Here is a 24,910-nt window from a genome sequence, read left to right on the forward strand (position 1 = left end):
GCGGCAACCTCCATCCGCCATCTCGGGAAGACATGACATGACCGATCCTTTCGCCTTCGAGACCGTCACCGCGAAGTTTGCCTTGCCGCTGCTCCACACCGGGCAAGCCGGCAAGGAAGCCTTCGTCAACGAAGCATTCTCCCGCACCGATGCCCTGCTCCATTGCGCGGTCGAAGGTGAGCGCGACGAACCCGCGGAAGAAGCGGCCGAGGGTGATGTCTGGCTGGTGGGAGAAAACCCGACCGGCGAATGGACCGGCCACCCGGCAAGCCTCGCCTGTCGCCAGAACGGCGCCTGGCTGTTCCTGGAGCCGCGTGACGGGCTGCGGGTGTTTGACAAGGCCAGCAGTCAGGAGCGACTTTTTTTCGGCATCTGGAGAAAAGCTTCGCAATTCGTGGAACCACTTGGCGGTACGACCGTTGACGTCCAAGCTCGGGCAGCCATCACTGAACTGATGGTTTCCCTGCAAGCCGTGGGTATCCTGCCTTCGGCGTGACAAGTGCCAATGCAACCGGGGTCAACAAGATGTCGTCGATTTCGAAGAACGGAGTCACAAGACGGCGCCAAGGCCCCGAAAACGCGACATTCTTGCAACACATGTCGTCATTGTGCGCTTGCACGCTGTTTATTGAGGGGGTAGACACTTACGGCACTCGGTGGCTCCAAATCTCTTAGTAGGGGAAACGTATGAGGAAACTCGTCATCGGACTGGCGCTGGCTTCGACAGCCATCGCCACGCCCGCGTTCGCACGCGACGACGCTTGGTATCTGGAACTCGACTTCGGCCCGATGATCGTCGAAGACGCCAGCGTTAAGGTCGACGGCGTCAAGGCTGACGACCAGCTTGATTTCAAGACCGGTTGGGATGGCGGCGCCACCATCGGTTACGACTTCGGTGGGTTCCGTCTTGAAACCGAAGCCAGCTATCGTCAGGCTGCGGTGAAGTATGTTGGCGGTCACGCCAGCAACCTGACCTTCATGGTCAACGGCCTGCTCGACTTCGGTCCCGACGACGGCCTTCAGGGCTTTGTCGGCGGTGGTGCCGGCGTTGGCCGCGTCGACGTCGACGCGATCGACGATTCGGACACCGGCTTCGCCTGGCAGGCAATCGCGGGCATTCGCGCGCCGATCTCCAGCCATGTCGATGTCGGCCTGAAGTACCGCTTCATGAACGTCGACAACGTCAAGCTGGTTGGTGACGACGGTTCGTCGTACAAGACCCGCTGGCGCTCGCACTCGCTGATGGGTACGCTGGCGTACAACTTCGGCGAACCGGCCGCTCCGCCGCCGCCGCCGCCCCCGCCGCCGCCGCCGCCTCCGCCGCCCCCGCCGCCCCCGCCGCCCCCGGCTGTGGTCTGCAACAAGGGCCCGTACATCGTGTTCTTCGACTGGGATAAGTCGGACATCACGCCTGAGGCTGCAACCATCCTCGACAGCGCGATCACCGCTTACGGCAACTGCAACAGCGTGCCGATCATGCTGGCCGGCCACACCGACCGTTCGGGTACGCCCAAGTACAACATGGGTCTCTCGAGCCGTCGTAACGACTCGGTCCGCGCTTACCTGACCAGCCACGGCGTGCCCGATGGCGCGATCTCGAGCCAGGCCTTCGGTGAGACGCAGCCCCGCGTTCCGACCGCCGACGGCGTGCGCGAACTGCAGAACCGTCGCGTCGAAATCACCTACGGTCCGGGTTCGGGCATGTAAGTGTACCGGTAACGGTAAATGGATTGGGGGCGGAGCGATCCGCCCCCTTTTCTTTTGCCATCGAACATGGCGATGGCCCGATGGCAAAAACAAAGCCCCGCTCGATCGAGCGGGGCTTTGTTTTTGGAGTCGTACGGAAAGCTTGGATCAGGCCGCGTAATGCGTGGTATCTTCCAATCCTGCATCGGCGAAACCCGCTCGCCGCAACCGGCAGCTGTCACACAGACCGCAAGCGCTCCCGTCCGGCTGAGGATCATAACACGACCAGCTCATGCCTACGTCAAAGCCCAGGCGATAGGCTTCGCGCGCGATATCCGCCTTCCCCATGAACTGCAGAGGTGCATGGATACGGAACTTGGTCCCCTCATCCCCCCCCTTGGTTGCCAGCGTGGCGATGTTCTCGAATGCGGAAATGAATTCGGGGCGGCAATCGGGATAGCCGGAATAGTCCAGCGCATTGACGCCGATGAAGATGTCGGAGGCACCGATCGCCTCAGCCCAGGCCAGCGTGAGCGACAGGAACACCAGATTGCGGGCCGGTACATACGTCACCGGAATCCCGGGCTCCAGTCCGTCCTTGGGAACCGAAATATCGTCGGTCAGCGCCGATCCGCCGAACTGGCGAAGATCGAGGGGCAACACCACATGGCGCTCCGCCCCCAGCACCTGCGCGATCTGCCGCGCAGCGTCGATCTCGCGCCGGTGCCGCTGATTATAGTCGATGGTCAAGGCATTGACCGAATAGCCCGCCTCACGGGCCAGTCCGCCGGATACCATCGAATCGAGACCACCGGACAGAAGGACCACAGCCTTCCTGCCCTCAGTCGCTATAGACGTGTCTTGCATGACCTCTGCGCTAGGCGCTCTCACCGGCGCTGACAACCTTCAACCGCCACAAGCGCCTGTCCGTCGACCCTCGGCAGCAAAGGCAAAAGGCTGGCCACCGGCAATGCCCTGCCCATCGATCTGCACCAATCCATTGGTTTCGCGTCGGACGTGGGTACGCCCATATCCGCGCCCGGCACATGTATACTGCACGGTGACTTCGTTCGGCCTGTCGTCTATCACCACAAGGCTGCATGCCGCCCTGGGGTGGCGCAACTGGATGAGGTCTCGCCCGCCGTGCAAGCAAACCTTCCTGGGCTGGATGCCCTCGCCATGCTCACGCAGCTCCCACTGCCCCGCAGCCAATTGATCAAGCATCAGGAGCGGGCGCGTTTCAGCGAAGACAGCGGCCGAACAGAGGGTAATTCCACACCCCGCCACAAGTAGTGCACGTGCTGGATGCTTCATACGTTTTGACCTCTGAAAGAAGCAGGGCCGGCCTGCCCGGACCGGCCCCGATTTCGGTTTCGGTGTCGGTTTCAGGCCGGAATATGAAGGATCTTCGAGCAAAAGGCGCAATCCACCGGTATCAGGCCAGTTTCATCCCGCATATCGATGCGTTCGCTTTCGGGAAAGCGGGACAGGATGTTCTGGTAATACGATACCGAGCAGCGGCATCCGCGCTGAAGCGGCTCCAGCGGTTCGACGCGAACCTCCTCTTCCTCATGGAAGAGCCGCCAGACCAGCTGCTCGAGATTGAGGACCGGATCGACCAGTTCCTCCGGACGGACACTTCCCGCCATGATCGAAACATGCTCCCAGTCGGGATGCTGTTCCTTGGCGTGGAGACGTTCCTTGCCTTCCTCGCCGTCCGGCAAGTGCTGGACCAGCAACCCGCCAGCGACGCAGCGTGCATCGCTGGAGCGCACGCTGACCCGGATGAGTGTCGGAACTTGCTCGGACATGGCGAAATAGCTCTCGCACGCATGCGCCAGCGAAGTCCCCTCAAGAGGAACAACCCCCTGATAACGCTCGTTCGAAACCGCAAGGTCGAAAGTGATCGCCAGATACCCCTTGCCGAAGATCGCCTCGAGCGAACAATCCTCTTCAAGACGCGTGGCGAGATCGGGATCATGCCGCAGGTATCCCCGCAACTCCCCGTCTCGGTAATCGCAGACCAGAAGATCGACCGCGCCGCCCTCGGCCTGAGCCTGGAAGGTCAATTGCGCACCGTCTTCCTTGAGCAACGAGCCCATCAAGGCTGTCAGAACGAGTGCTTCCGCCAGGACATGCTTGACCACCCTGGGATAGGTGTGAGCCGAAAGCACGGTCTCGAGTACCGGCCCCAGCCTGACCACACGGCCCCGCGCATGACGCGCAGGCACCGTGAAGGCCAGCACCCGGTCGAACCCGGTATCGTCATCCCGCGTCAGCACGTCATCCGTCACAGCTTGCCCAATGCCCAAAGTAGAACCGACTTCTGACCGTGAATCCGGTTTTCGGCCTCATCCCATACTACAGAAGCAGGCCCATCGATAACCTCGTTGGTCACTTCCTCTTCACGGTGGGCGGGAAGACAGTGCAGGAACTTGGCTCCCGGCGCAGCCTTTGCCATCAGTCCGGCATTGACCTGATAGGGTTGCATGGCCGCGATGTGCTTTTCGCCGCCCGCCTGCCCCATGGAAACCCAGGTATCGGTGACAACGATCTGCGCACCTGCAGCCGCCTCTGCGGGATCCTGCGTGAGAATCACCTCACCGCCGGCAGCACGGGCACGTGCGACAAAACCGGCGTCCGGCTCATAACCGGCAGGCCCACCGATCCGGATCGTGAACTTCATCAGGCCTGCAGCCTCGATCAGCGAATTGGCGACGTTGTTGCCATCGCCCAGCCACGCCAGTTGCAGACCCGGCAACGCAAACCCCTGCTCCACGATCGTGAGCAGATCCGCGACGATCTGGCAGGGGTGCGAAAGGTCGGTCAGGCCATTGATGACCGGCACCTCGGCGTAATGGGCAAGTTCCTCGATCTTGGCATGATCGTCGGTCCGGATCATGATTGCATCAACCATCCGGCTGAGCACGCGAGCGGTATCGGCAATCGTCTCCCCTCTGCCGATCTGGGTGCTGCCCGCCTCCATGATCAACGCGCTTCCGCCCAGTTGCCGCATGGCCATGTCGAAAGAAACACGCGTACGCGTGGAATTCTTCTCAAAGATCATGGCAAGGGTATGTCCCGCGAGCGGCTGGTCCGCATCCGGCTGCGCCTTCGGCCAGGTCTTACGCGCCGCCTTGCGGTCGATGGCGTCGGCGATCATGCTCGCGATTCCATCGCCGCCCGCATCGCCCAGGTTGAGGAAATCCCGAGCCATCAGGCAACTCCTTCCGGCTGATAGCTGGCCGCCGCAGCCGAGAGCTTTTCCATGAATTCGTCCATGTGGCTGTCGTCGATAACGAGAGGCGGCAGAACCCGGACGACATTGTCGCCAGCCGAAACCGTCAGCAGTTGATGATTGTCGCGCATATGCGCAACAAAGGCCCGCGGCTCGACCTTCATCTTAAGGCCGATGAACAGCCCCTTGCCACGCACCGAGTCGAACAGTTCGGGGTAATTGCCGATAAATTGCTCAAGGCGCGCCATCAGGCGCTCACCCTTGGCACGCACATCGGCAAGAAACTCTTCGTTGGCGACCGCGTCGAGCACAGCGCCGATCGCCGCCATGGCAAAAGGATTGCCGCCATACGTCGAGCCATGCGTTCCCACGACCATGCCGCGAGCCGCCTTTTCGGTGGCAAGGCAAGCGCCGACCGGGAACCCGCCGCCGATACCCTTTGCGGTCGCCACCACGTCGGGAACGATCCCATACTGCTCGTAAGCATAGAACGTTCCCGCACGGCCCACGCCACTCTGCACTTCGTCCAGCACCAGAATCAGGTCATGCTCATCGCAGAGCGCACGCAAGCCTTCGAGGAACGCCTGCGAAGCAATGCGAATGCCGCCTTCACCTTGAATCGGCTCGACCAGGAAGCCTGCCGTATTCGGGCCAATGGCTGCCTTTGCCGCCTCCAGGTCGTCGAACTCGACATACTTGAAACCGGGTAGCAGAGGCAGGAAGCCCTTGTGCATCTTTTCCTGGTTGGACGCGCTGATCGTGCCCATCGTCCGGCCATGAAAAGCGTTGCTGAACGTAATCAGTTCATACTTTTCGGTATTGCCGACATGCTGATGATAGGCGCGCGCCGTCTTGATCGCGCATTCGACGGCTTCAGCGCCCGAATTCGTGAAGAAAACCGTATCCGCAAAAGTCAGATCGATAAGCCGCTGCGCAATCACCTCCCCTTGCGGGCTGCCGTACAGGTTCGAGACATGCATCAGGGTTTCCGCCTGCTTCTGGATCGCACCGACCAGACCGGCATGCGAATGCCCAAGCAGGTTGACCGCAATGCCGCTGGCGAAATCGAGGAATCGGCGACCGTCTTCACTGATCAGGTGACAGTGCTCGCCGCGAACCGGCCGAACGCCGCACCGGGGGTACACGGGCATCAGTGGAGTGATCGACATGACGTTATTCCTCGAAACAAATCTGTGAAGCGAAAAACGGGGAATCTGAAAACGACAAATGGCGGCCCTGTCGGACCGCCATCTGCGCGCTTCTAGGCTTTTGCAGCCCCCCGGTCAAACGCCCGGGGGGAGTGCAGGCTTGATCAACCCTGGAGCGACGAAAGGTTGACCGCCGAGTACTTGCCTCGTCGATCGACCTCGATGTCGAACTCCACGCGATCGCCTTCGTTCAGGCCGGCAAGGCCCGAGCGTTCAACCGCGCTGATGTGAACAAACGCATCCGGCTGGCCATCGTCACGGGTGATGAAGCCGAAGCCCTTCATGGAGTTGAAGAACTTGACCGTACCGCTGGCCTTTTCGCCAGTCAGCTGACGCTGCGGCGCAGGCTCCCGCTTCTGGACGGGGATCACGTCGCCGACCACAACGAGGTCGCTGGCCGAGATCTTGCCGCCACGATCGACAAGCTGGAATTCGAGCTGCTGGCCCTCGGCAAGACCTTCGAGGCCTGCCCGCTCGACCGCGCTGATGTGCACGAACACATCTTCGCCGCCTTCATCGCGCTGAATGAAGCCGAAACCCTTGGCGCCGTTGAAGAACTTCACGACGCCCTTGCCCTGGCCGACGACCTGGGCCGGCATGCCGCCGCCGCGGGGACCGCCGAAGCCACCACCGCCGCCGCCACGCGGGCCGCCGAAGCCGCCGCTACGAGGAGCGCCGCCGCCGAAACCGCCACGGTCATCACCGCCGCCGAAACGGTCACCGCCGCCAAAGCGATCGCCACCGCCGAAACGGTCACCGCCACCGAAACGATCCTGCCCGGCAAAGAACGGGTCGAACTCGTCCTCTCCAAACCGATCTCGCTTGTCGCGTCCCCTTCCGCGACGACCTCTGTCAAAACCCATGTTTACGAACGTACCTTCGCTGCGCCCCAAAAAGTATTCACCCGGACACGTGGACGAGCCGTGCCGACTGTCAGACGAGCGGAAGAGACATAACTCTCCCGGTACCTGCAGCGGTGACTCATACACGACTCATATGCCCATTGCGAATACAAATAAGCGGGATTTTCCGGCGATCTGACCGAAACACCGCTTTTCTATGGCTCGCGCGTGATCCTGTTGCCTGAACTATGCGCTTGACGGCAGATAATTTCAGGCTCAACCGCTGCCGGACAACCGCATGATCGCGAGGAAAAGTCTGATGTTCCGCCAGGTCACCGAAACCGTCTTCGCTAGCCCGCAAATCACCGTGGAGGCCGTTGCCGAAGCCAAGGACCTGGGGATCGTGCGCATCATCAACAACCGCCCCGAGGGCGAAAGCGACGACCAGACGCCCGGCGCCGAAATCGAGGCGGCAGCGCGCGCCGCCGGGATCGACTATGTGGCCATTCCCGTGGGCCACGGCGGTTTCAGCCAGGCACAAGTCGACGCCATGAGTGCCGCTCTCGACGGTCTGGACGGTCCGGTCCTGGCCTATTGCCGATCGGGAACCCGCTCGACCCTGCTCTGGGCGCTCGCCCGCGCCAAGGCCGGTGACAATCCCGCCGTGATCGCATCGAAAGCCGCCGCCGCAGGCTACGACGTATCGCCGGTCCGTCAATTGATCGAGATGCTTTCGGCCGGCGGCTGAGACCTAAAGGGCGATATCGCCCTGCTCACCGGTCCTGACGCGCAGGACTTCGGCGAGTTCGAACACGAAGATCTTGCCATCACCGATCTCGTCGGTACTCGCGCCCTTGCCGATGATCTCGATAACGGTATCGGCAAAGGCGTCCGAAACGGCAATTTCCAGCTTGATCTTGGGCACCAGACTCGAAGCGTATTCAGCGCCGCGATAGATCTCGGTCTGCCCTTTCTGCCGGCCAAAGCCGCTCACCTCGGAAACCGTCAGGCCCGACACTCCGGCACTGGCCAGCGCATCCTTCACTTCGGTGAACTTGAACGGCTTGATGATCGCGACGATGTATTTCACGCGTATCTCCCTGGCCGGCTGGCGGATGCCGCAAGCATCCCACAAACCCTCCTCCACGACAAAGAAAAATGGGCCGGAGCGGCTGGCTCCGGCCCTTTAAGTTTGTGTTCGCAGGAGGAACACTGGCAGGCGGCGACGGGAAGGAGGAGAGGAAAGATCCCGCCGCCGCCAAACTCGAGAACTTAGTTGTAGGCGCGCTCGCCGTGCTCACCGATGTCGAGGCCTTCCTGCTCGACTTCCGGTGCAACCCGCAGGCCGGTGACAGCCTTGGCGACATAGGCGGCGATCACGGTGCCGACTGCAGCCCAGACGATAGCGACCAGAACCGCGATGACCTGTGTGGCAACCTGGGCGCCCATCGAGAAATCAGCGGCGCCGGGGCCACCGAGGCTCGGAGCGTAGACGATACCGGTGCCCACGGCGCCAACCATGCCGCCGATGCCGTGCACGCCGAAGGCGTCGAGGGCATCGTCATAGCCAAGTGCGGGCTTGAGCTTGCTGACGGCGAAGAAGCAGATGATCGAAGCCACGGCGCCGAGCACGATCGCACCGAACGGGCCAGAATTGCCGGCAGCCGGGGTCACGGCAACCAGACCGGCGACGATGCCCGAGCAGAAGCCCAGAGCCGACCCCTTGTGGCCGCTGAAGCGCTCTGCGAGCATCCAGAACAGGCCGGCCGAAGCAGTGGCGACAAATGTGTTGATCATGGCAAGGCCAGCCGAGCCGTTGGCCTCCAGTGCCGAACCGGCGTTGAAACCGAACCAGCCCACCCAGAGCAGGCCGGTGCCTACCATGGTCAGCGTCAGCGAGTGGGGCGGCATCGGCTCCGAGGGGTAACCCTTGCGCTTGCCGAGGATCATGGCGAGGACCAGCGCGGAAACGCCCGCGTTGATGTGAACGACAGTACCGCCGGCAAAGTCCAGCGCGGCAGGCAGATCGGTACCGAACATCTTGCCTGCGAACAGGAAGCCGCCGGCAGCCCAGACCATGTGGGCGATCGGGAAATACGTGATCGTCAGCCAGACCAGGCCGAATACCATGACCGCCGAGAACTTGATGCGCTCAACCGTCGAACCGAGCACCAGCGCGATGGTGATGGCGGCAAAGGTCATCTGGAAGCAGATGAACACATATTCGCTGATCACTTCGCTGGTGAAGGTTGCCGCCGTGCTCTCAGGCGTAACGCCGGCGAGGAAGAACTTGCCCCACGAAATGAAGGCATTGCCTTCAGGACCGAAGGCGAGGCCGTAGCCGTAAATCACCCAGAGCAGCATGGCGAGACACGCCACGGCGCCAATCTGCGTCATCGTCGAGAGCATGTTCTTCGAGCGGGTCAGGCCGCCGTAGAACAGCGCAAGGCCAGGCAGGATCATGAGCAGGACCAGCAGGGTCGAGGTCATCATCCAGGCGTTGTTGCCGGGGTTGGGGACAGGGGTGGCAGCGGCCTGCGCAAAGGCAGGCATGGCGGCGAACAGCGACGCTCCCAGAGCGCCGGCGCCGCAAAGAAGTTTGCGGTTCATCGTGGAATCCCTTCTGTGGGAGGCGCCGGTCAAAGCGCGGTATCGCCGGATTCGCCGGTGCGGATGCGCACCGCGGATGCGAGATCGAGGACAAAGATCTTGCCATCGCCGATGGCTTCGGTGCTGGCGACCTGCTGGATCGTCTCGACGATCTTGGGCGCCAGATCGTCCGGCGCGGCGACCTCGATCTTCACCTTCGGGAGCATGTTGGTCGAATACTCGGCCCCACGATAGATTTCCGTCTGCCCCTTCTGACGGCCGAAGCCCTTCACCTCGGTCACGGTCATGCCGGCGACGCCAATCGCGCCCAAAGCTTCCCGAACTTCGTCGAGTTTGAAGGGCTTGATGATGGCTATGATGAACTTCATGCCTATCCCCTGCTTGCCACCGGTCCCAGCACCGGTCGTTCCTAGGTAAAGCAAGGGGCGTGCCAATTTACCAAAAGGCAAGATTCCGCCACATTTTTACAAGATGCGGTCAACTGCAGCATGGGCCATCGCCCGATTCCTGAGCAACTGCCTATTTTTTAGGCAGTTCGAGCGCAGCAAATACCGGCAGATGGTCAGATCCTATCGCCGATAATGGGCTATGATGGACCTTTGTTCCACGAACCGCCCATTGTTCGGACACTATGATGCGGTCCAGCAGCGCCAGTGGCCGGCGAGAGGGGAAACTCCGGCCAGGTGAAAGCACCTGCCAAGGCGCCTGAAACTCCCGGAAACAACCGCCGTGGGCCGACCATTCGTTGAGGTCGCCCATCAAGACGGTGGGCATCGGCTGGCCACAGTCCTCGACGTGCGAGAGTACGCTTCGCACCTGCAACCGGCGCCGCAGACCCGACAGATCGAGATGCATGCCCACGACCCGGAAGCGGGTTCCGTCCAGCGCAAGGTCAGCGCGAACGGCGCCCCGCGGCTCCAGCACCGGCAAGGGCACCGGCGCAGCATCGAGCAGTTCGATGCCCTTGCGCACCAGCAAGGCATTGCCGTGCCAGCCCAGACTGTCGGGCTTCATCGATAGCGGCACCGGCACATAGTCGGTGGAGGTATGGATCGCATCGAGCGGCAAGGCGCTCATCCGGCGGCCGAAACGGCGGTCCGCCTCCTGCAGCGCAACGACATCCGCATCGATCTCGCGCAGGACCGAGAGAATCCGTTCGGGATCGCGCCGCCGGTCCAACCCCACGGCCTTGCGGATATTGTAGCTGGCGAAGGTGATCTGCACGGGGAACTTTCGCGAGAGCTTGGCTACCGGAACTTAAGCCGACCGCCGCGGCACTGCCAAGGCGGAGATAAGTCCAATCCGCAAGGTGTCCTCGCGGTTCCCGTCAGCGCTCCTTGGTGGCGCTGAAAGTCAGGTCGGGATTGCGCTCTTGCTGGTAGCTCACGTCCCAGGCCGAGCGGGCCATGAACACCGGGTCGCCGTCCCGGTCGCGGGCGAGGTTCATCTTGTTGAATTCGCCGAAATCGCGCAGCGCCTTGTCATCGCCCTTGAGCCAGCGGGCCGTATCGAAGGGAGCAGGCTCCAGCACCGCCTCGACCTTGTATTCGGCTTCGAGGCGGCTGATCAGCACGTCAAGCTGCAGCTGGCCGACAACCCCCACGACCCACTGCGAGCCGATCTCGGGATAGAAGACCTGGATGACGCCCTCTTCCGACAGGTCGTCCAGCGCCTTGCGCAGCTGCTTGGTCTTGGTCGGGTCCTTGAGCGCGACGCGGCGCAGGATTTCCGGGGCAAAGTTCGGCAAGCCGGTAAAACGAACCTGATTCTTCTCCGAAAGCGTATCGCCCACCCGCAAGGTGCCATGGTTGGGAATGCCGATGATATCGCCGGGCTCGGCGCTGTCGGCGATCTCGCGGTCCTGCGCGAAGAACAGGATCGGCGAATGGACCGCGATCGGCTTGCCGAGGCCCGAAGGCGTCAGCTTCATGCCGCGCTTGAAGGTGCCCGAGACCAGACGCATGAAGGCAATACGGTCACGGTGCATCGGGTCCATGTTGGCCTGGACTTTGAAGATGAAGCCGGTGACTTCCTTGTTGTCCGGCTCGATCGTGCCTGCCTCCGAAGGCTGCGGGCGGGGCGGTGGGGCGAACCTGGCAATTGCATCGATAAGCTCGGCGACACCGAAGTTCTTGAGCGCCGAGCCGAAGTAGACCGGCGTCAGGTCACCGCCGCGATAGGCCTCGACGTCGAATTCCGGATACCCGGCCTGCGCCAGCTCCAGTTCCTCGGCCACCGCATCGGGGAGCGCGGCGTTTTCGTCAACATGGCCGAGATATTCCTTGCTCGGCCCTTCCGGGCGGCTGATCCGTCCGCTGGCGATGTCGAGAATGCCCTCGAACATGCCACCCATGCCGACCGGCCAGGACATCGGGCAGACATCCAGCGCCAGCATGTCGGCCACTTCGTCCATCAGGTCGAAGCAGGCACGGCCTTCGCGGTCGACCTTGTTGATGAAGGTGATGATCGGCACCGAACGCAGGCGGCAGACTTCGAACAGTTTGCGTGTCTGCGGCTCGATGCCCTTGGCCGCGTCGATGACCATGATCGCCGAATCGACCGCCGTCAGCGTGCGGTAAGTGTCTTCCGAGAAGTCCTCGTGGCCCGGCGTGTCCAGCAGGTTGAAGGTGACCGTATTGCCATCGGCATCGGTCCGCTCGAAGGTCATCACCGAGCTGGTGACCGAGATTCCGCGCTGCTGCTCGATCTTCATCCAGTCCGAACGCGCACGCCGGGCCGCGCCGCGTGCCTTGACCTGACCTGCCAGGTGAATCGCGCCGCCCTGCAGCAGCAGCTTTTCGGTGAGCGTGGTCTTACCGGCGTCAGGGTGCGAAATGATTGCGAAAGTGCGGCGGGAATTGGTCATCGGCGCCCTTTACTGGGGACTGCCCCAGAAGGAAAGAGGATCGAGGGAACGCGCGGCGGCGGCGCCCTCCCTCGCTCATCCCTCCCCTGCCGGAGCCTTATCCGGCGCGAGCAACCTGAAAACCAGCAAAGGACTGGCTAACCGGCATCAGTTCCAGCGTGTTGATATTGAGGTGCGCCGGCAGCGTGGCCACCCACAGCACCGTCTGCGCAATATCCTCACCCGTCATCGGATTGGCACCGCCATAGAGCGTGTCCGAGGCCTGCTGGTTGCCGCCCGTGCGTACCAGCGTGAATTCGGTTTCCACCATGCCCGGCTCGATCGAGGTGACGCGCACGCCGGTCCCGGCAAGGTCCGAACGCAGGCCCAGCGAGAACTGGTGCACGAAAGCCTTGGTGCCGCCGTAGACGTTGCCGCCGGTGTAAGGATAAGTCGCCGCCACCGATGACAGGTTCACGATCGCGCCCTTGCGCTCCACCAGCGCCGGCAGCAGCTTATGGGTGAGCGAGACCAGCGCGGTGACGTTGGTGTCGATCATCGTCTTCCAGCTGTCGAGCGAGGCGCTCTGGGCCGGTTCCGTGCCGAGCGCGAGGCCGGCATTGTTGACGAGGCAGTCGATACCGGCGAACTCCGCCGGGAGCGCCGCCAGCGCGGCATCGCGCGCCGCTTCATCGCGCACGTCGAAGACGGCGGCGTCGAACTTGTCCGCACCCAGTTCGGCCTTCAGGGCGTCCAGGCGCTCGGCCCGGCGGCCGGTGCCGATCACGCGCCAGCCCGCCGCCACGAACGCGCGGGCACAGGCTTCGCCGATACCGGAGGTGGCGCCGGTTACGAGTGCGGTCTTCATGGAGGTCTCCTTCAATCAGCGGTCAGGACGGTCACGTCCATGCGAAAACGGCGGCTGGCGCCGGGCGCCAGCGAGAGCATGCCCGGCTTGGCGCGGAAATCGCCGGAATAGCCCAGCGGGTCGGCGTGGCCCTGCCAGGGCTCGATGCAGAGGTAATTGGCGCCCGGCTTCTGCCAGATGCCCAGCATCGGCATGTCCGGGAAAGCCACCGCAAGCTGGCCGCCACCGGGCGCGCCGAAAGTCAGCGCGCGGCTGGCAAGCCGGTCCCAGATCACCGCGTCCTCGACGAAATGCACGGCATCGGGACGGTAGAGGTGGCCTTCCACCAGCGTCGGCACCGGCTCCGGCAGGACGAGGCCGGTGGCCGGATCGATGCGGCGGACCGGCTGCGGTTCGGCCTGTTCGAAAGCGATCGTGTGTTCCGCCTTGGGTGCGCCGCCGGGCAGCGGCCAGGCGAAGGCGGGGTGATAGCCAAGGCTGAACGGCATCGGCGCATCGCCGGAGTTGGAGACTTCCGCCGCCACATGCAGCGTCGCGCCGTCGATGCGGAACACGAGGTCGAGCACGAAAGCGAAAGGATAAGCTTTGCGCGTGCCCTCGCTGTCGCGCAGGCGCAGGCGAACCGCGCCCTCGTCCTGCTCGACCACTTCGAAGGTCGAATGGCGGGCAAAGCCGTGGCGGGGCAGTTTGTAATCCTGCCCGTCCAGCCGATAGCGATCGCCATTGAGCGCGCCAACGATCGGGAACAGGATCGGCGCATGGCCGGTCCAGAATGCCGGATCGGCATCGGTCATGTATTCGCGGCCGGTCCGGTCGGCCAGCGACCAGAGTTCCGCCCCGAACGTGGCGATGCGCGCGGTCAGATCGCCGGCGGTGATGGTCACGAATTCCACGTCTGTCACCGGCGATCTTCCCTTTTTCCCCAGCAGCCCCTTCAGCCGCCCGTTCAACCGCGCAGCACGGCTCCGAGCTTGGCGGCGGCGGCGGTCACCTTGTCGCTGATCGCCTTGAGGTCCTCTTCCTTGTAGCTCTTTTCGAGCGGCTGGAGAGTGACTTCGAGCGCGAGCGACTTCTGCCCTTCCGGCACGCCGGTCCCGCGGAAATCGTCGAAGAGGCGGGCCGAGACGATGTTCACCTTGTCCGCACCCGCAACCATGCGGACGAGGTCACCAGCGGGCAGTTCCGCCGGCACCAGGAACGCATAGTCGCGCGTCACCGCCTGCAGCGCCGGGGGCGCGTAGCGGGTACGGGCGAAGGTGGCGGCGCCCTTCTTGCCGGGGATGGCGTCGAGATAGATCTCGGCAATCGCCACCGGGCCTTCGATATCGAACTGCTTGGCAACCGCCGGGTGCAGCATACCGAAGCGCGCCAGCACGTTCTTGGGCCCAAGGCGCAGCGTGGCCGACTGGCCGGGGTGGAACTGCGAACCAGCCTCACCCATGACCTGCAGCTTTTCGACCGGAGCACCGGCCTCAGCCAGCAGCGCGGTGACTTCGGCCTTGGCGTCGTAGGCGTCGAACATCGCCGCCTTGCCGGTTGCCCAGCCGCGCGCGACCTTCTCGCCGGCCAGCACGAAGCCCAGCGCCAGACGCTCGTCGCTCGCACCGCCCTCGCCGCGCAGATAGCGACGGCCGAGTTCGAACAGGCGCAGCGAGGCCGCACCGCGATCGAGGTTGCGCTTGGCCGCCATCAGCAGGCCCGGCAGCAGCGACGGCCGCATGACCTTCATGTCCTCGCTGATCGGGTTGGCCAGCGTCCAGAGCGCGCCGTTACCTTCCGCGAAAGCATCGGCTTCGGCCAAGGGCAGGAACGACCAGGTAACCGCTTCGTGCAGACCGCGCGCGGCAGCGGCGCGGCGAACGCGGCGTTCCAGCGCCTGCGTCGGCGTGGCGGTCGGACGGGCAACGCCGTCAACGCGCGGCAAGGCGACGCTGGCAACCTTGTCGAGACCGTGAATGCGGACGACTTCCTCGACGATGTCGGGGGCGCCGTCCACATCGGGACGCCAGCCGGGAACGGTCACGGCCCATGCCTTATCAAAGCCGGCTTCTTGCCCGACGACAGCGAAGCCAAGGCTCTCCAGGATACGCTGCTGTTCGGCCGGCTCGATGGCCACCCCGCCCAGCTTCTCGGTCAGCGCCCGATCGAAGTGCACGATCTTCGGCGTCGACGGAGCCGCACCGCTGCGCACCGCCTGCGAAGCTTCACCGCCGCACAGCGTCTGGATCAGCTTGGTGAGGTGGTCGAGGCCGGTATCGAGGAAATTCGGATCGATCCCACGCTCGAAACGGCTGCGCGCGTCCGAGGTGAGGTTGAGCTTGCGGCCGGTCTTGGCGATGCGCTCGGGATCGAAATAGGCGATTTCGAGCAGGACATCGGTGGTCTCGTCGCCGCAGCCCGAATGCTCGCCGCCCATGATCCCGGCGATGTCGTGCACGCCTGAATCGTCGGCGATCACGGTCATCTCGGCGTCGAGCGTGTAGGTCTTCTCGTTCAGCGCGACGACCGTCTCACCGTCCTTGGCGCGGCGCGCGACGACGGCGCCGCTCAGCTTGGCAAAGTCATAGGCGTGGGCCGGGCGACCATAGGCCAGCATCAGGTAGTTGGTGGCATCGACCAGCGCCGAGATCGGACGCTGCCCTGCCGCCTTCAACCGGTCCTGCAGCCACTGCGGCGAAGGGCCGTTCTTCACGCCCTTGATCACGCGGCCGTAGAACGCCGGGCAACCCTCGGCATCGTCGGTGCGCACGTCCACCGGGCAGGGGAAGCTGCCGGCGATGTCCAGCACCTCGATCGGCTTCAGCGTGCCGAGGCCGGAGGCGGCCAGATCGCGGGCGATGCCGTAGACGCCCATGCAGTCCGGGCGGTTGGGGGTGATGGCGACCTCGATCACCGGATCGGCGCCGTGGTAGTCCGCGAAAGGCGTGCCGACCGGCGCGTCCTCGGGCAGTTCGATGATGCCGTCGTGGTCTTCGCCAAGCTCCAGCTCGCGCGTGGAGCACATCATGCCGTTCGATTCGACGCCGCGCACGGCGGCGACCTTCAGCACCATGCCATTGGCGGGCACGGTCGCACCGGCAAGGCCCAGCACGCCGACAAGGCCCGCACGCGCATTGGGTGCGCCGCAGACGACCTGCAGCACGCCCTCACCCGTATCGACGGTGAGGACCTGCAGCTTGTCCGCCTGCGGATGCTTGTCCGCGGTCAGCACCTTGGCCACACGGAAACCGGCCAGCTTGGCGGCAGGGTCTTCGATGCCTTCGACCTCAAGGCCGATGGCGTTGAGCTTCAGGGCGATATCCTCAAGCGAGGCGTCGGTCTCAAGGTACTGCTTGAGCCAGGAAAGCGAGAACTTCATTTTCTAGATCCTTCCCGCGCTCAGGCCGGAGTGCCAACGCCGCCCGAAAGGGTCGGCACGTCGAGGGCGGAGAAACCGTAGTGGGAGAGCCAGCGCACATCGCCGTCAAAGAAGGCGCGCAAGTCGTCCATGCCGTACTTCAGCATGGCAAGGCGATCGATGCCGATGCCGAAGGCGAAACCCTGCCATTCGTCGGGATCGAGCCCGGCAAATTCGATGACGCGGCGGTTGACCATGCCCGAGCCGAGCACTTCCATCCAGCCGCCCTCGCCCTTCGACGGGTCGCCGCCGATCACGCGCTTGCCGTCGATCAGGGTGAAGCCGATGTCCGCTTCCACCGAAGGCTCGGTGAAGGGGAAGTAGCTGGGGCGCAGGCGCAGGACGATGTCCTCACGCTCGAAGAACGCCTTCAGGAAGGTCTCCAGCGTCCACTTGAGGTGGCCGAGGTGGACGTCCTTGTCGATCACCAGACCTTCGACCTGGTGGAACATCGGCGTGTGGGTGGCGTCGCTGTCCGAACGGTAGACGCGGCCCGGCGCGATGATGCGCAGAGGGGCGCCTTGCGCGAGCATGGTGCGCATCTGCACCGGGGAGGTGTGCGTGCGCAGCAGCATCTCGCGGTTCTTGGCGTCGCGGTCCGGGAAATAGAACGTGTCGTGCATCGCGCGTGCCGGATGGCTTTCCGGCATGTTGAGCGCGGTGAAGTTATGCCAGTCGTCCTCGATCTCCGGCCCGGTGGCGACCGAGAAGCCGAGGTCGGCGAAGATTTCGGCGATCTCGTCCATCACTTGCGAGATCGGGTGAACGGTGCCGCGCGGCGCTTCGGGCGCGGGCAGCGAGAGATCGATGGTCTCGGAGGCAAGACGGGCGTTCAGCGCCGCCGTCTCCAGCACGTCCTTGCGGGCGCCGAGCGCATCGTTCACGCTCTCGCGCAGACCATGGATCTTGGGGCCTTCGACCTTGCGCTCTTCGGGATCGAGCTTGCCCAGCGTCTTGAGCAGGCCGGAGATCGAACCCTGCTTGCCCAGAAACTCGACACGCAGTGCCTCCAGCGTATCGAGATCGGATGCTTCCGCGATCCGCGAGAGCGCCTCCTGGCCGGTTGCTGCGTAGTCCACTGGTGTCTGCCTGACTGTTGCTGATATCTGGAAGCGCGGTCCTTAGGGGGAGCGCGCGAGAATCGCAACGGCGAGAGCGCGCCGCGCCTGCAGGGGCAGCATGGCTGCCCCCCGATCAGCCCGCCCGGAACCGCCGCCCCATGCCCGTCCGGCCGAGCCGAACCCGCTCGCGCATGAGCGTTTCCGTCAAGGGCTTTTCAAGCGCTGCATACTCGCGCGGGGTCATCCCCATGAAGGCCTTGAAATCGCGAACGAACTGGGCCTGATCGTGGTAGGCCTCGTCCATCGCCCCGATCCACTTCAGCGCCGGCGCCTCGGTAAACTGCTCGACACTGCGCAGGAAACGCTGGCGACGCAGCAGCAGCTTGGGCGAGAAACCGAAAGCGGCCCGGCACACCCGCTCGACCATGCGCGGATGCGCGCCCACTGCCGCGGCAAGGTCAACCGCGGTGCGCAGCTCCGGATCGAGGACGGCATCGCCGATCGCGACGATCAACGCCTCGTGCGCCACCTCCCGCAGTTCCAGCCCGGCCAGGAACGCGATCAGGCAATCGAGATGGACCCCGGGCGAAACATCAACATCGGACAGCAGGCCATGGAGCGGCAGGAACCGCGCAAATACCGCATCGACATCGCCGTCCACCAACCTGTCGGCATAAAGATAGGCCGGGGCATCGATGAGGGCGGCCCAACCCAGCGGGGTTACCCGGAACCCCCATTGCCGCGCCGTTCCCATCGAGAAACGCACTTCCTGGGCGCGCGGCCCGCTCACGGTGAAGCGACTGCCATCGATCCGGCAGCCGGATCGGGTGCTTGCCCGCACGGGTGAGCCATAATGGAACCGGAAGGTCGCCCAATCGGGGCACAGGACGTCGTGCAGGCGCTCATCGGCGCCGAGATCGACGTCGCAGTAGAACAAGGCGGTTACGTAGCGCTCAAGCCCCGGAGGGACCGGGCAGTACTGGATGATGACCCGCCTGGCTGCCATTCCCTGCTTCTTGTCACTGCCCCTGCTTGTCGTCACGGCAATGTCGACTGCCCCTCGCGCCGAAAAATTACAGGCTCTTGACCAAGCGCGCAAAGCAATTCGGCGCGCCCGTGCCGTTAAAACAATGAAAGCAGAAACAATTCGGGGCGCGGACGCCATAGCGCCCGCGCCCCGTAACTGTTTCGCGGATCGCGATTTCAGAGCCTCGAAAGGCCCCGAAACGATCGACTTAGGCCGGCAGAGCAGCCTTTGCCTGAGCGATCACGGCCGAGAACACCGAACCCTCGTTCATGGCGAGGTCGGCCATCGACTTACGATCCAGTTCGATACCGGCGAGCTTGGCGCCGTGGATGAACTGCGAGTAGGTCAGGCCTTCGGCGCGGACGGCAGCGTTGATACGCTGGATCCACAGGGCGCGGAAGGTGCGCTTCTTGACCTTGCGGTCGCGGTACGCGTACTGGCCAGCCTTTTCGACGGCCTGGCGGGCAACGCGGATCGTGTTCTTCCGACGGCCGCGGTAACCCTTGGCCTGGTCCAGAATACGCTTGTGCTTGGCGCGGGTGGTAACACCCCTCTTAATACGGCTCATAGGTCAGTACTCCTCAGTTGAGCCCGTAGGGCGCCCACTTCTTGATCGTCTTTGCATCGGCGTCAGAGATGACTTCGGTGCCGCGATTCTGGCGGATGTACTTGCCGTTGTGGCTCATGAGGCGGTGACGCTTGCCGGCGACGCCGTGCTTCACCTTGCCGGTGGCGGTGAGCTTGAAGCGCTTCTTCACACCGCTCTTGGTCTTCAGCTTGGGCATTTCGTTTCCTTTCGCAGCAGACACGTCCAGTCAGCCATGGCAGCCCTTTTCGCCAGGCGGACGAGCGAATCCCCTTGCGGAGACTCAACCGTGTCGATTGAAGGGCGCGCCTTTAGGGGGAGATGGCCCGCAGCGCAAGCCCTGCCGACCATCTCGCGCCGTCCTCGCGGATTTCGCGGCCTCAGGTGCCATTGCGCAGCGTGGTGAAAGGCTGCCGGCCGGTCCTGGCCAGCCAGCCGAGGTAATCCCCATCGCGGATCACCGGCGCGGCCTTGGGCTGCGGGGCACGCCAGACATAGATTTGCGCCGGCGCCCGGCGCCCCGAGGCAAGACGTACCGGCAGGCAGATCCGGCGATACTCGCGCCCCTCGTAGCGGTCCAGCCGGGCAAGATCGCCCGGCCGCAAGTCCAGTCGGCACAGCGTGCCCCGCACCCTGGCGCCGGAGCGCGCCGGCAGAAGCGCAGGGAACCAGCCATTTCCGCCCTTCACGGCAAAAATCCGGCCCGGCGCCCATGCCGGCTCGGCATGGACCAAGCGCGCCGCGATCCACTCCCCCATGCGCGTTCCGGCATGGGGCTGGAGCGTACCGTAGACAAACAGGTCCTGCGCCAAGATCGGCTCAGTGGTGGTGGCAGGCCATCGCCTCGACCACATCCTCGAGCCGCGCCGCATCGCCGATGGCCAGCACATGGCCTTCGGACTGCTGATGCAGCGGGTCGCCGTTCCAGTCGCACATCGTCCCGCCCGCACCCTCGACGATGGGCACCAGCGCCGCCCAGTCGTGCAGCTTGAGCCCGGCTTCGCAGATCAGGTCGAGTTGGCCCGAGGCAAGCAGGCCATAATTGTAGCAGTCGCCGCCCATCATCATGCGCTTGTGATCGGTTCTGGCGGCCAACGCCATGAAGTGCTCGCCCTCGTGGTCGTTGAAGTACTGCGGCCCGGTCGTCGCCAGCATCGCCTCCGACAGTTCGCGGCAGGCGCGGGTGCGCACTTGCTGGCCGTTGAACGTCGTCGCCGCCCCGCTGGCGCCGACCCAGCGCTCACGCAGGATCGGCTGGTCGATGACCCCCAGCACCGGCCAGCCGTCGACCAGCAGCGCGATCAGCGTGCCGAAGATCGGACGCCCGGCAATGAACGAGACGGTGCCGTCGATCGGATCGAGCACCCAGGTCCGCCGCGACGTGCCTTCCTCGGTGCCGAACTCCTCACCGATGATCCCGTCCTGCGGCACCTCGGCCTTGAGGATGCGGCGCATCGCCTCCTCGGCCGCCTGGTCGGCGATGGTGACGGGAGACGCGTCGGACTTGCGCTCGGCGGTAAGGCCGGAGCGGAAATGCGGGCGGATCGCCTCGCCCGCCGCATCGGCGAGTCGCATGGCGAGAGCGATATCCTGATCGAGTTTCATGCCGCTCCTGTGCCTTTTCCAGCCCGGCGCGGTCAAGCGGCACGCGATCCCCTCCCAGCCAGCATCGGGCCAGCGTCCGGCCAGCGTCGAGCCCGTCCCCACGCCGCATCCCCGCACCCGGAAATCACCCCTGAACCGGACCTTATGTGTTTTTCACACATTGCAGCGCCATGCCGCCCCATTTATCCCGGCATGGCAGAAGCACACCTTCTGCAAGAGTAGGGGCATGCTGCAAAGATCCATTCCAGCCGTCGACCCGGCCCTGGCGCCGGAGCAGGGGTTTGCCCGTAACGGCCAGCCACTGTCGTACAATCGCGCCCCGGCAGTCGACCTCGCGCCGTGGATCGCGCGCCTCTACGTGTCGCGCGTCGCCGCCCCCGCCGGATACACCCTGTCGTGCGGGCTGTTCAGCGACACGGCTACCCTGCGCATCCAGATCGACGGCAAGTGGACCGCCAAGGCAGCGGACGGCGAACATGCATTCGAGAAGGCCGCCCTGTTCCTCGGCCCGCAGACCCACCGCATGCCGATCACGGTGACCGGCAGTTTCACCAGCGTGGGCATTGCCTTTCGCCCCGGTGCCTGCACCGCCATGCAGGGCCCGCGCATAAGCGACTACGTGGACAGGCTGGTCTCGACCAGCGCGGTGTCGATTCCCTCGGAATGCTACTTGGCGATGCTTGGGCCGGATGGATGTCCCGAGGCATGGCTGCAACGGCTGGAGCAGACCTTCCGCCACCGCATCGAGCAGATGGACTGTCCGCCGCCCGATCCGGTCACCGCCCGCTTCGAGACGATCACTTACCGCTCCCCCTCGATCACCGTCGCCGATGCCGCGCGCGAATGCGGGGTGGAGCGGCGTACTCTCGAACGTGTGGTCAACCGTGACTTCGGGATGTCCCCCAAGCAGGTCCTGCGCCGCGCCCGCGCGCTGGACATGGCAAGCTATCTGCGCGGTGTTGTCGATGCCGAGGAGGCCGACGAGATCGCCCTGCGCTATTACGACGAAAGCCACCTGATCCACGAGTTCACCGAACTGTTCGGCATGTCGCCCAGCCAATTCGTGAAGCGCCCGCAGCCGATCCTCACGCTGATCCTGGAGGCGCGCCAGGCGCGGCGGCTGGAAATGCTCAAGCGCCTGCAGCCGGGGCAGACGCGCCCCTGGCAGTAGCCAACAAAGGAAAGGCCCGGAACTTGCGTCCCGGGCCCTGAATGCCTTCGATCCGGAGACCGGTCCTCAGTCGAACAGGCTCGAGACCGAGCTTTCGTCGGCGATGCGGCGGATCGCCTCGCCGATCAGCGGGGCGATCGTCAGGATGCGGATCTTGTCCGAAGCCTTGGCGTCCTCGGTGGCCTGGATCGAATCGGTGATGACCAGTTCCTTGAGCGCCGAGTTGGTGACGCGGCTGACCGCCGCACCCGACAGCACGCCGTGGGTGATGTAGGCGGTGACGCTGGTGGCGCCCTCGTCCATCAGCGCCTGGGCCGCGTTGCACAGGGTGCCGCCCGAATCGATGATGTCGTCGATCAGGATGCAGGCGCGGCCCTTCACGTCGCCGATGATGTTCATCACTTCCGACTGGCCGGGCTTGTCACGGCGCTTGTCGACGATGGCGAGCGGGGCGTTGTCGAGACGCTTGGCCAGCGCGCGGGCGCGAACCACACCGCCGACGTCGGGCGAGACCACCATCAGCGACTGGTCGCCGTAGCGGGCCTGGATGTCGGCAGCCATGACCGGCGCGGCAAACAGGTTGTCGGTCGGGATGTCGAAGAAGCCCTGGATCTGGCCGGCGTGCAGGTCGACCGAGAGGACGCGGTCGGCACCCGCCTCGGTCAGCAGGTTGGCGACCAGCTTGGCCGAGATCGGCGTACGCGGGCCGGGCTTGCGGTCCTGGCGGGCATAACCGAAGTAAGGCACCACGGCGGTGATCCGCTTGGCAGACGCGCGGCGCAGCGCATCGATGCAGATCAGCAGCTCCATCAGGTTGTCGTTCACCGGATAGCTGGTCGGCTGCACGATGAACACGTCCTCGCCGCGGACGTTCTCGTGGATTTCGACGAAGATTTCCTCGTCGGCGAAGCGGCGTACGGCCGCGTCCGTCAGCGGCAGCTCGAGATAGGCTGCGATGGCCCGCGCGAGCGGAAGGTTGCTGTTGCCGGACATGATCTTCATGGCGAATCCCCGAGACGGCGTGGAAGTGATGGGTGGCTGAACGCGCCCGCCTCTAGCCATGAGTCATCGGATTGCAACATCAAAGCGACGCCGCGTCACCGTGACCCGGACGCAGGAAGGCCGGCCCGCAGCCTTGCGCGGGCCGGCCTTCCTGCCGTCAAGCACCTGAAATTCAGCCGCGAAGGCGGTGCTCGCCCTTGATCCAGCGGACCGTGCCGGAGCTCGCGCGCATGACCACGCTCTCGGTCGTCATCGTACCGCCCTTGAGGCGCTTGACGCCCGCCAGCAGCGAACCGTCGGTCACGCCGGTCGCCGCGAAGATGCAGTCGCCCTTGGCGAGATCGCGCAGCTTGTAGATCTTGTCGAGGTCCTCGATGCCCCACTTGCGGGCACGGGCCCGCTCGTCGTCGTTGCGGAACAGCAGGCGCCCCTGCATCTGGCCGCCGACGCAGCGCAGCGCCGCGGCCGCCAGCACGCCTTCCGGTGCCCCGCCCGAACCCATGTACATGTCGATCGTGGTGTTCTCGTCGGTCACCGCAATCACCCCGGCGACGTCGCCGTCGCCGATCAGCACGACACCGCAGCCGATACCGCGCAGTTCGGCGATCAGTCCGGCATGGCGCGGACGATCGAGCACGCAGACGATGATTTCCTCGGGCTTCACGCCCTTGGCGGCGGCGACCGCCTGGACGTTCTCGGTCGGGCTCCTGGTGAGGTCGATCAGGTCCTCGGGATAGCCCGGGCCGATCGCCAGCTTTTCCATGTAAACGTCGGGCGCGTTGAGCAGGCCGCCCTCTTCCGCCGCCGCCAGCACCGCCAGCGCATTGGGACCGGCCTTGGCAGTGATCGTGGTGCCCTCCAGCGGATCGAGCGCGATGTCGATCTTCGGGCCGCGCCCGGGAGCGCCGCCGACCTTCTCGCCGATGAACAGCATCGGCGCCTCGTCGCGCTCACCCTCGCCGATCACCACGGTGCCGTCCATGTAGAGCGTGTCGAAGGCCTTGCGCATGGCCTCCACCGCGGCATGGTCCGCCGCCTTCTCGTCGCCCCTGCCGACCAGCTCCGAAGCCGCGATGGCCGCCGCCTCGGTCACGCGCACCATCTCGAGAACGAGGACGCGATCGAGGACTTTGCTTGCTTCGGGCATGAACACTCCGCATGAAGGCGTGGAGGGATAAGGTTCGGGGAGGGGGATTAGACAGAGGAATACCACTTGTCGAGGATATGGCGCGCGCTATTCGCAATCGCGACCCTCTCTCCCGCTGCCGCGATGGCGCAGGAAAACCCGGCCGGTTCGGCGGCCGCAACGGCCTCGTCCGGCACCGCCGCGACGACGGGCAGCACCATCTCGGATGCGGACAAGGCCATCGCCGAAAAGATGATGGCAGGTGGCGGCCGGATCACCCCGGATCGCAGCCACCGCGCCTGCGTGCGCAACACGCGCGCCGGGGAAATCGTCGTCTGCGCCCCCGATGAAGACCAGTTCCGCGTCGAATCGACGGCGGACAGCGATCCGACCGGCAAGGCCGGGACCAACGACGGACGGCTGCGCGCACCCGATTTCGAAAAGCACATGCCCGGCGTGACGGTGGCCAAGGGCTGCTTCATTCCGCCCTGCCCGCCCGCCCAGCCGCTGATCATCGACCTTTCGCAGATTCCCGAGGCTCCTGCCGGATCGGACGCCGATCTCGTCGCCAAGGGCGAACTGCGCGCGCATTGAGGCGCCGCCGGAAGGACGGACGCCCCGGCTCTGGGAGGAGCCGG

Annotated in this window: 26 protein-coding genes; 5 read left to right on the forward strand and 21 right to left on the reverse strand. The window is 64.6% G+C overall.

What is annotated here, in order from left to right; genetic code table 11:
- Positions 1–37 precede the first annotated feature (37 nt).
- On the forward strand, positions 38–496 hold the full coding sequence (locus CA833_RS05875; protein WP_142636863.1) for a DUF2793 domain-containing protein: 459 nt from the start codon (positions 38–40) through the stop codon (positions 494–496).
- A 191-nt stretch (positions 497–687) separates the two neighbouring features.
- Entirely contained in the window at positions 688–1,707 is a 1,020-nt protein-coding gene (locus CA833_RS05880; protein WP_207079523.1) for an OmpA family protein, read from the forward strand.
- Between the two features lie 147 nt (positions 1,708–1,854).
- On the opposite strand, the gene queC is transcribed toward CA833_RS05880, so the two are convergent.
- The 5 genes from queC to CA833_RS27245 all read right to left on the reverse strand — a co-directional run bounded on the left by queC (position 1,855) and on the right by CA833_RS27245 (position 6,995).
- Entirely contained in the window at positions 1,855–2,553 is a 699-nt protein-coding gene (gene queC, locus CA833_RS05885) for a 7-cyano-7-deazaguanine synthase QueC (protein ID WP_142636859.1), read from the reverse strand.
- Positions 2,554–3,071: 518 nt separating this feature from the next.
- Positions 3,072–3,980 (reverse strand): Hsp33 family molecular chaperone HslO, encoded by a 909-nt coding sequence (locus CA833_RS05890; protein ID WP_207079524.1) that lies wholly within the window; start codon positions 3,978–3,980, stop codon positions 3,072–3,074.
- Complete coding sequence (argF, locus tag CA833_RS05895; protein WP_207079525.1) at positions 3,977–4,903, reverse strand: ornithine carbamoyltransferase; 927 nt, start codon at positions 4,901–4,903, stop codon at positions 3,977–3,979. The genes CA833_RS05890 and argF overlap by 4 nt, the downstream gene beginning before the upstream one ends.
- On the reverse strand, positions 4,903–6,093 hold the full coding sequence (locus CA833_RS05900; RefSeq protein WP_207079526.1) for an aspartate aminotransferase family protein: 1,191 nt from the start codon (positions 6,091–6,093) through the stop codon (positions 4,903–4,905). The genes argF and CA833_RS05900 overlap by 1 nt, the downstream gene beginning before the upstream one ends.
- Positions 6,094–6,236: 143 nt before the next feature.
- On the reverse strand, positions 6,237–6,995 hold the full coding sequence (locus tag CA833_RS27245) for a cold-shock protein (RefSeq protein WP_142636851.1): 759 nt from the start codon (positions 6,993–6,995) through the stop codon (positions 6,237–6,239).
- A gap of 298 nt (positions 6,996–7,293) precedes the next feature.
- Here CA833_RS27245 and CA833_RS05910 point away from each other — a divergent pair, with 298 nt between their 5' ends.
- Positions 7,294–7,722 carry a TIGR01244 family sulfur transferase gene (locus CA833_RS05910; protein WP_207079527.1) on the forward strand — a complete coding sequence of 143 codons (429 nt, stop codon included), beginning with the start codon at positions 7,294–7,296 and terminating at the stop codon, positions 7,720–7,722.
- 3 nt (positions 7,723–7,725) lie between these two features.
- Here the strand turns inward: CA833_RS05910 and CA833_RS05915 are convergent, their stop codons facing one another.
- From CA833_RS05915 to hisN, 14 genes are all read right to left on the reverse strand, one after another.
- The gene (locus CA833_RS05915) at positions 7,726–8,064 is read right to left on the reverse strand and encodes a P-II family nitrogen regulator (protein ID WP_142636847.1); all 339 of its coding nucleotides are present in this window, start codon (positions 8,062–8,064) and stop codon (positions 7,726–7,728) included.
- Positions 8,065–8,246: 182 nt separating this feature from the next.
- The gene (locus CA833_RS05920) at positions 8,247–9,584 is read right to left on the reverse strand and encodes an ammonium transporter (protein WP_142636845.1); all 1,338 of its coding nucleotides are present in this window, start codon (positions 9,582–9,584) and stop codon (positions 8,247–8,249) included.
- Between the two features lie 29 nt (positions 9,585–9,613).
- On the reverse strand, positions 9,614–9,952 hold the full coding sequence (locus tag CA833_RS05925; protein ID WP_021232713.1) for a P-II family nitrogen regulator: 339 nt from the start codon (positions 9,950–9,952) through the stop codon (positions 9,614–9,616).
- Between the two features lie 151 nt (positions 9,953–10,103).
- Positions 10,104–10,808, reverse strand: coding sequence for an endonuclease/exonuclease/phosphatase family protein (locus tag CA833_RS05930; protein ID WP_207079528.1), 705 nt, complete (start codon positions 10,806–10,808; stop codon positions 10,104–10,106).
- 103 nt (positions 10,809–10,911) lie between these two features.
- A complete protein-coding gene (locus CA833_RS05935) occupies positions 10,912–12,450 on the reverse strand; it encodes a peptide chain release factor 3 (protein WP_142636841.1) in 1,539 nt (512 codons plus the stop codon).
- Positions 12,451–12,547: 97 nt separating this feature from the next.
- Positions 12,548–13,297, reverse strand: coding sequence for an SDR family NAD(P)-dependent oxidoreductase (locus CA833_RS05940; protein ID WP_207079529.1), 750 nt, complete (start codon positions 13,295–13,297; stop codon positions 12,548–12,550).
- 11 nt (positions 13,298–13,308) lie between these two features.
- A complete protein-coding gene (locus CA833_RS05945) occupies positions 13,309–14,199 on the reverse strand; it encodes an aldose 1-epimerase family protein (protein ID WP_207079530.1) in 891 nt (296 codons plus the stop codon).
- Positions 14,200–14,243: 44 nt separating this feature from the next.
- Positions 14,244–16,655, reverse strand: coding sequence for a phenylalanine--tRNA ligase subunit beta (gene pheT, locus CA833_RS05950; RefSeq protein ID WP_207079531.1), 2,412 nt, complete (start codon positions 16,653–16,655; stop codon positions 14,244–14,246).
- Positions 16,656–16,675: 20 nt separating this feature from the next.
- Positions 16,676–17,773, reverse strand: a complete 1,098-nt coding sequence (gene pheS / locus CA833_RS05955; protein WP_207079532.1) for a phenylalanine--tRNA ligase subunit alpha — start codon at positions 17,771–17,773, stop codon at positions 16,676–16,678.
- A gap of 115 nt (positions 17,774–17,888) precedes the next feature.
- Positions 17,889–18,761 (reverse strand): AraC family transcriptional regulator, encoded by an 873-nt coding sequence (locus CA833_RS05960; protein ID WP_207079533.1) that lies wholly within the window; start codon positions 18,759–18,761, stop codon positions 17,889–17,891.
- Positions 18,762–18,990: 229 nt separating this feature from the next.
- A complete protein-coding gene (rplT, locus tag CA833_RS05965; RefSeq protein WP_142636829.1) occupies positions 18,991–19,350 on the reverse strand; it encodes a 50S ribosomal protein L20 in 360 nt (119 codons plus the stop codon).
- A gap of 13 nt (positions 19,351–19,363) precedes the next feature.
- Positions 19,364–19,567: a 50S ribosomal protein L35 gene (rpmI, locus tag CA833_RS05970; protein WP_021232722.1), complete on the reverse strand. Its 204-nt coding sequence runs from the start codon at positions 19,565–19,567 to the stop codon at positions 19,364–19,366.
- 181 nt (positions 19,568–19,748) lie between these two features.
- Positions 19,749–20,180 (reverse strand): gamma-glutamylcyclotransferase family protein, encoded by a 432-nt coding sequence (locus tag CA833_RS05975; RefSeq protein WP_242526290.1) that lies wholly within the window; start codon positions 20,178–20,180, stop codon positions 19,749–19,751.
- A 7-nt stretch (positions 20,181–20,187) separates the two neighbouring features.
- Complete coding sequence (gene hisN / locus CA833_RS05980; RefSeq protein ID WP_142636825.1) at positions 20,188–20,973, reverse strand: histidinol-phosphatase; 786 nt, start codon at positions 20,971–20,973, stop codon at positions 20,188–20,190.
- A 226-nt stretch (positions 20,974–21,199) separates the two neighbouring features.
- On the opposite strand from hisN, the gene CA833_RS05985 reads away from it, so the two are divergent.
- On the forward strand, positions 21,200–22,144 hold the full coding sequence (locus CA833_RS05985) for a helix-turn-helix domain-containing protein (RefSeq protein WP_142636823.1): 945 nt from the start codon (positions 21,200–21,202) through the stop codon (positions 22,142–22,144).
- Between the two features lie 66 nt (positions 22,145–22,210).
- On the opposite strand, the gene CA833_RS05990 is transcribed toward CA833_RS05985, so the two are convergent.
- Complete coding sequence (locus CA833_RS05990; RefSeq protein WP_142636821.1) at positions 22,211–23,146, reverse strand: ribose-phosphate pyrophosphokinase; 936 nt, start codon at positions 23,144–23,146, stop codon at positions 22,211–22,213.
- Between the two features lie 172 nt (positions 23,147–23,318).
- A complete protein-coding gene (gene glpX / locus CA833_RS05995; protein ID WP_142636819.1) occupies positions 23,319–24,293 on the reverse strand; it encodes a class II fructose-bisphosphatase in 975 nt (324 codons plus the stop codon).
- 123 nt (positions 24,294–24,416) lie between these two features.
- Between glpX and CA833_RS06000 the strand changes: the two genes are divergently transcribed.
- Complete coding sequence (locus tag CA833_RS06000; RefSeq protein WP_242526291.1) at positions 24,417–24,866, forward strand: hypothetical protein; 450 nt, start codon at positions 24,417–24,419, stop codon at positions 24,864–24,866.
- Positions 24,867–24,910: the final 44 nt, after the last annotated feature.

It is taken from the genome of Novosphingobium sp. KA1 (assembly GCF_017309955.1).
Classification (GTDB): domain Bacteria; phylum Pseudomonadota; class Alphaproteobacteria; order Sphingomonadales; family Sphingomonadaceae; genus Novosphingobium.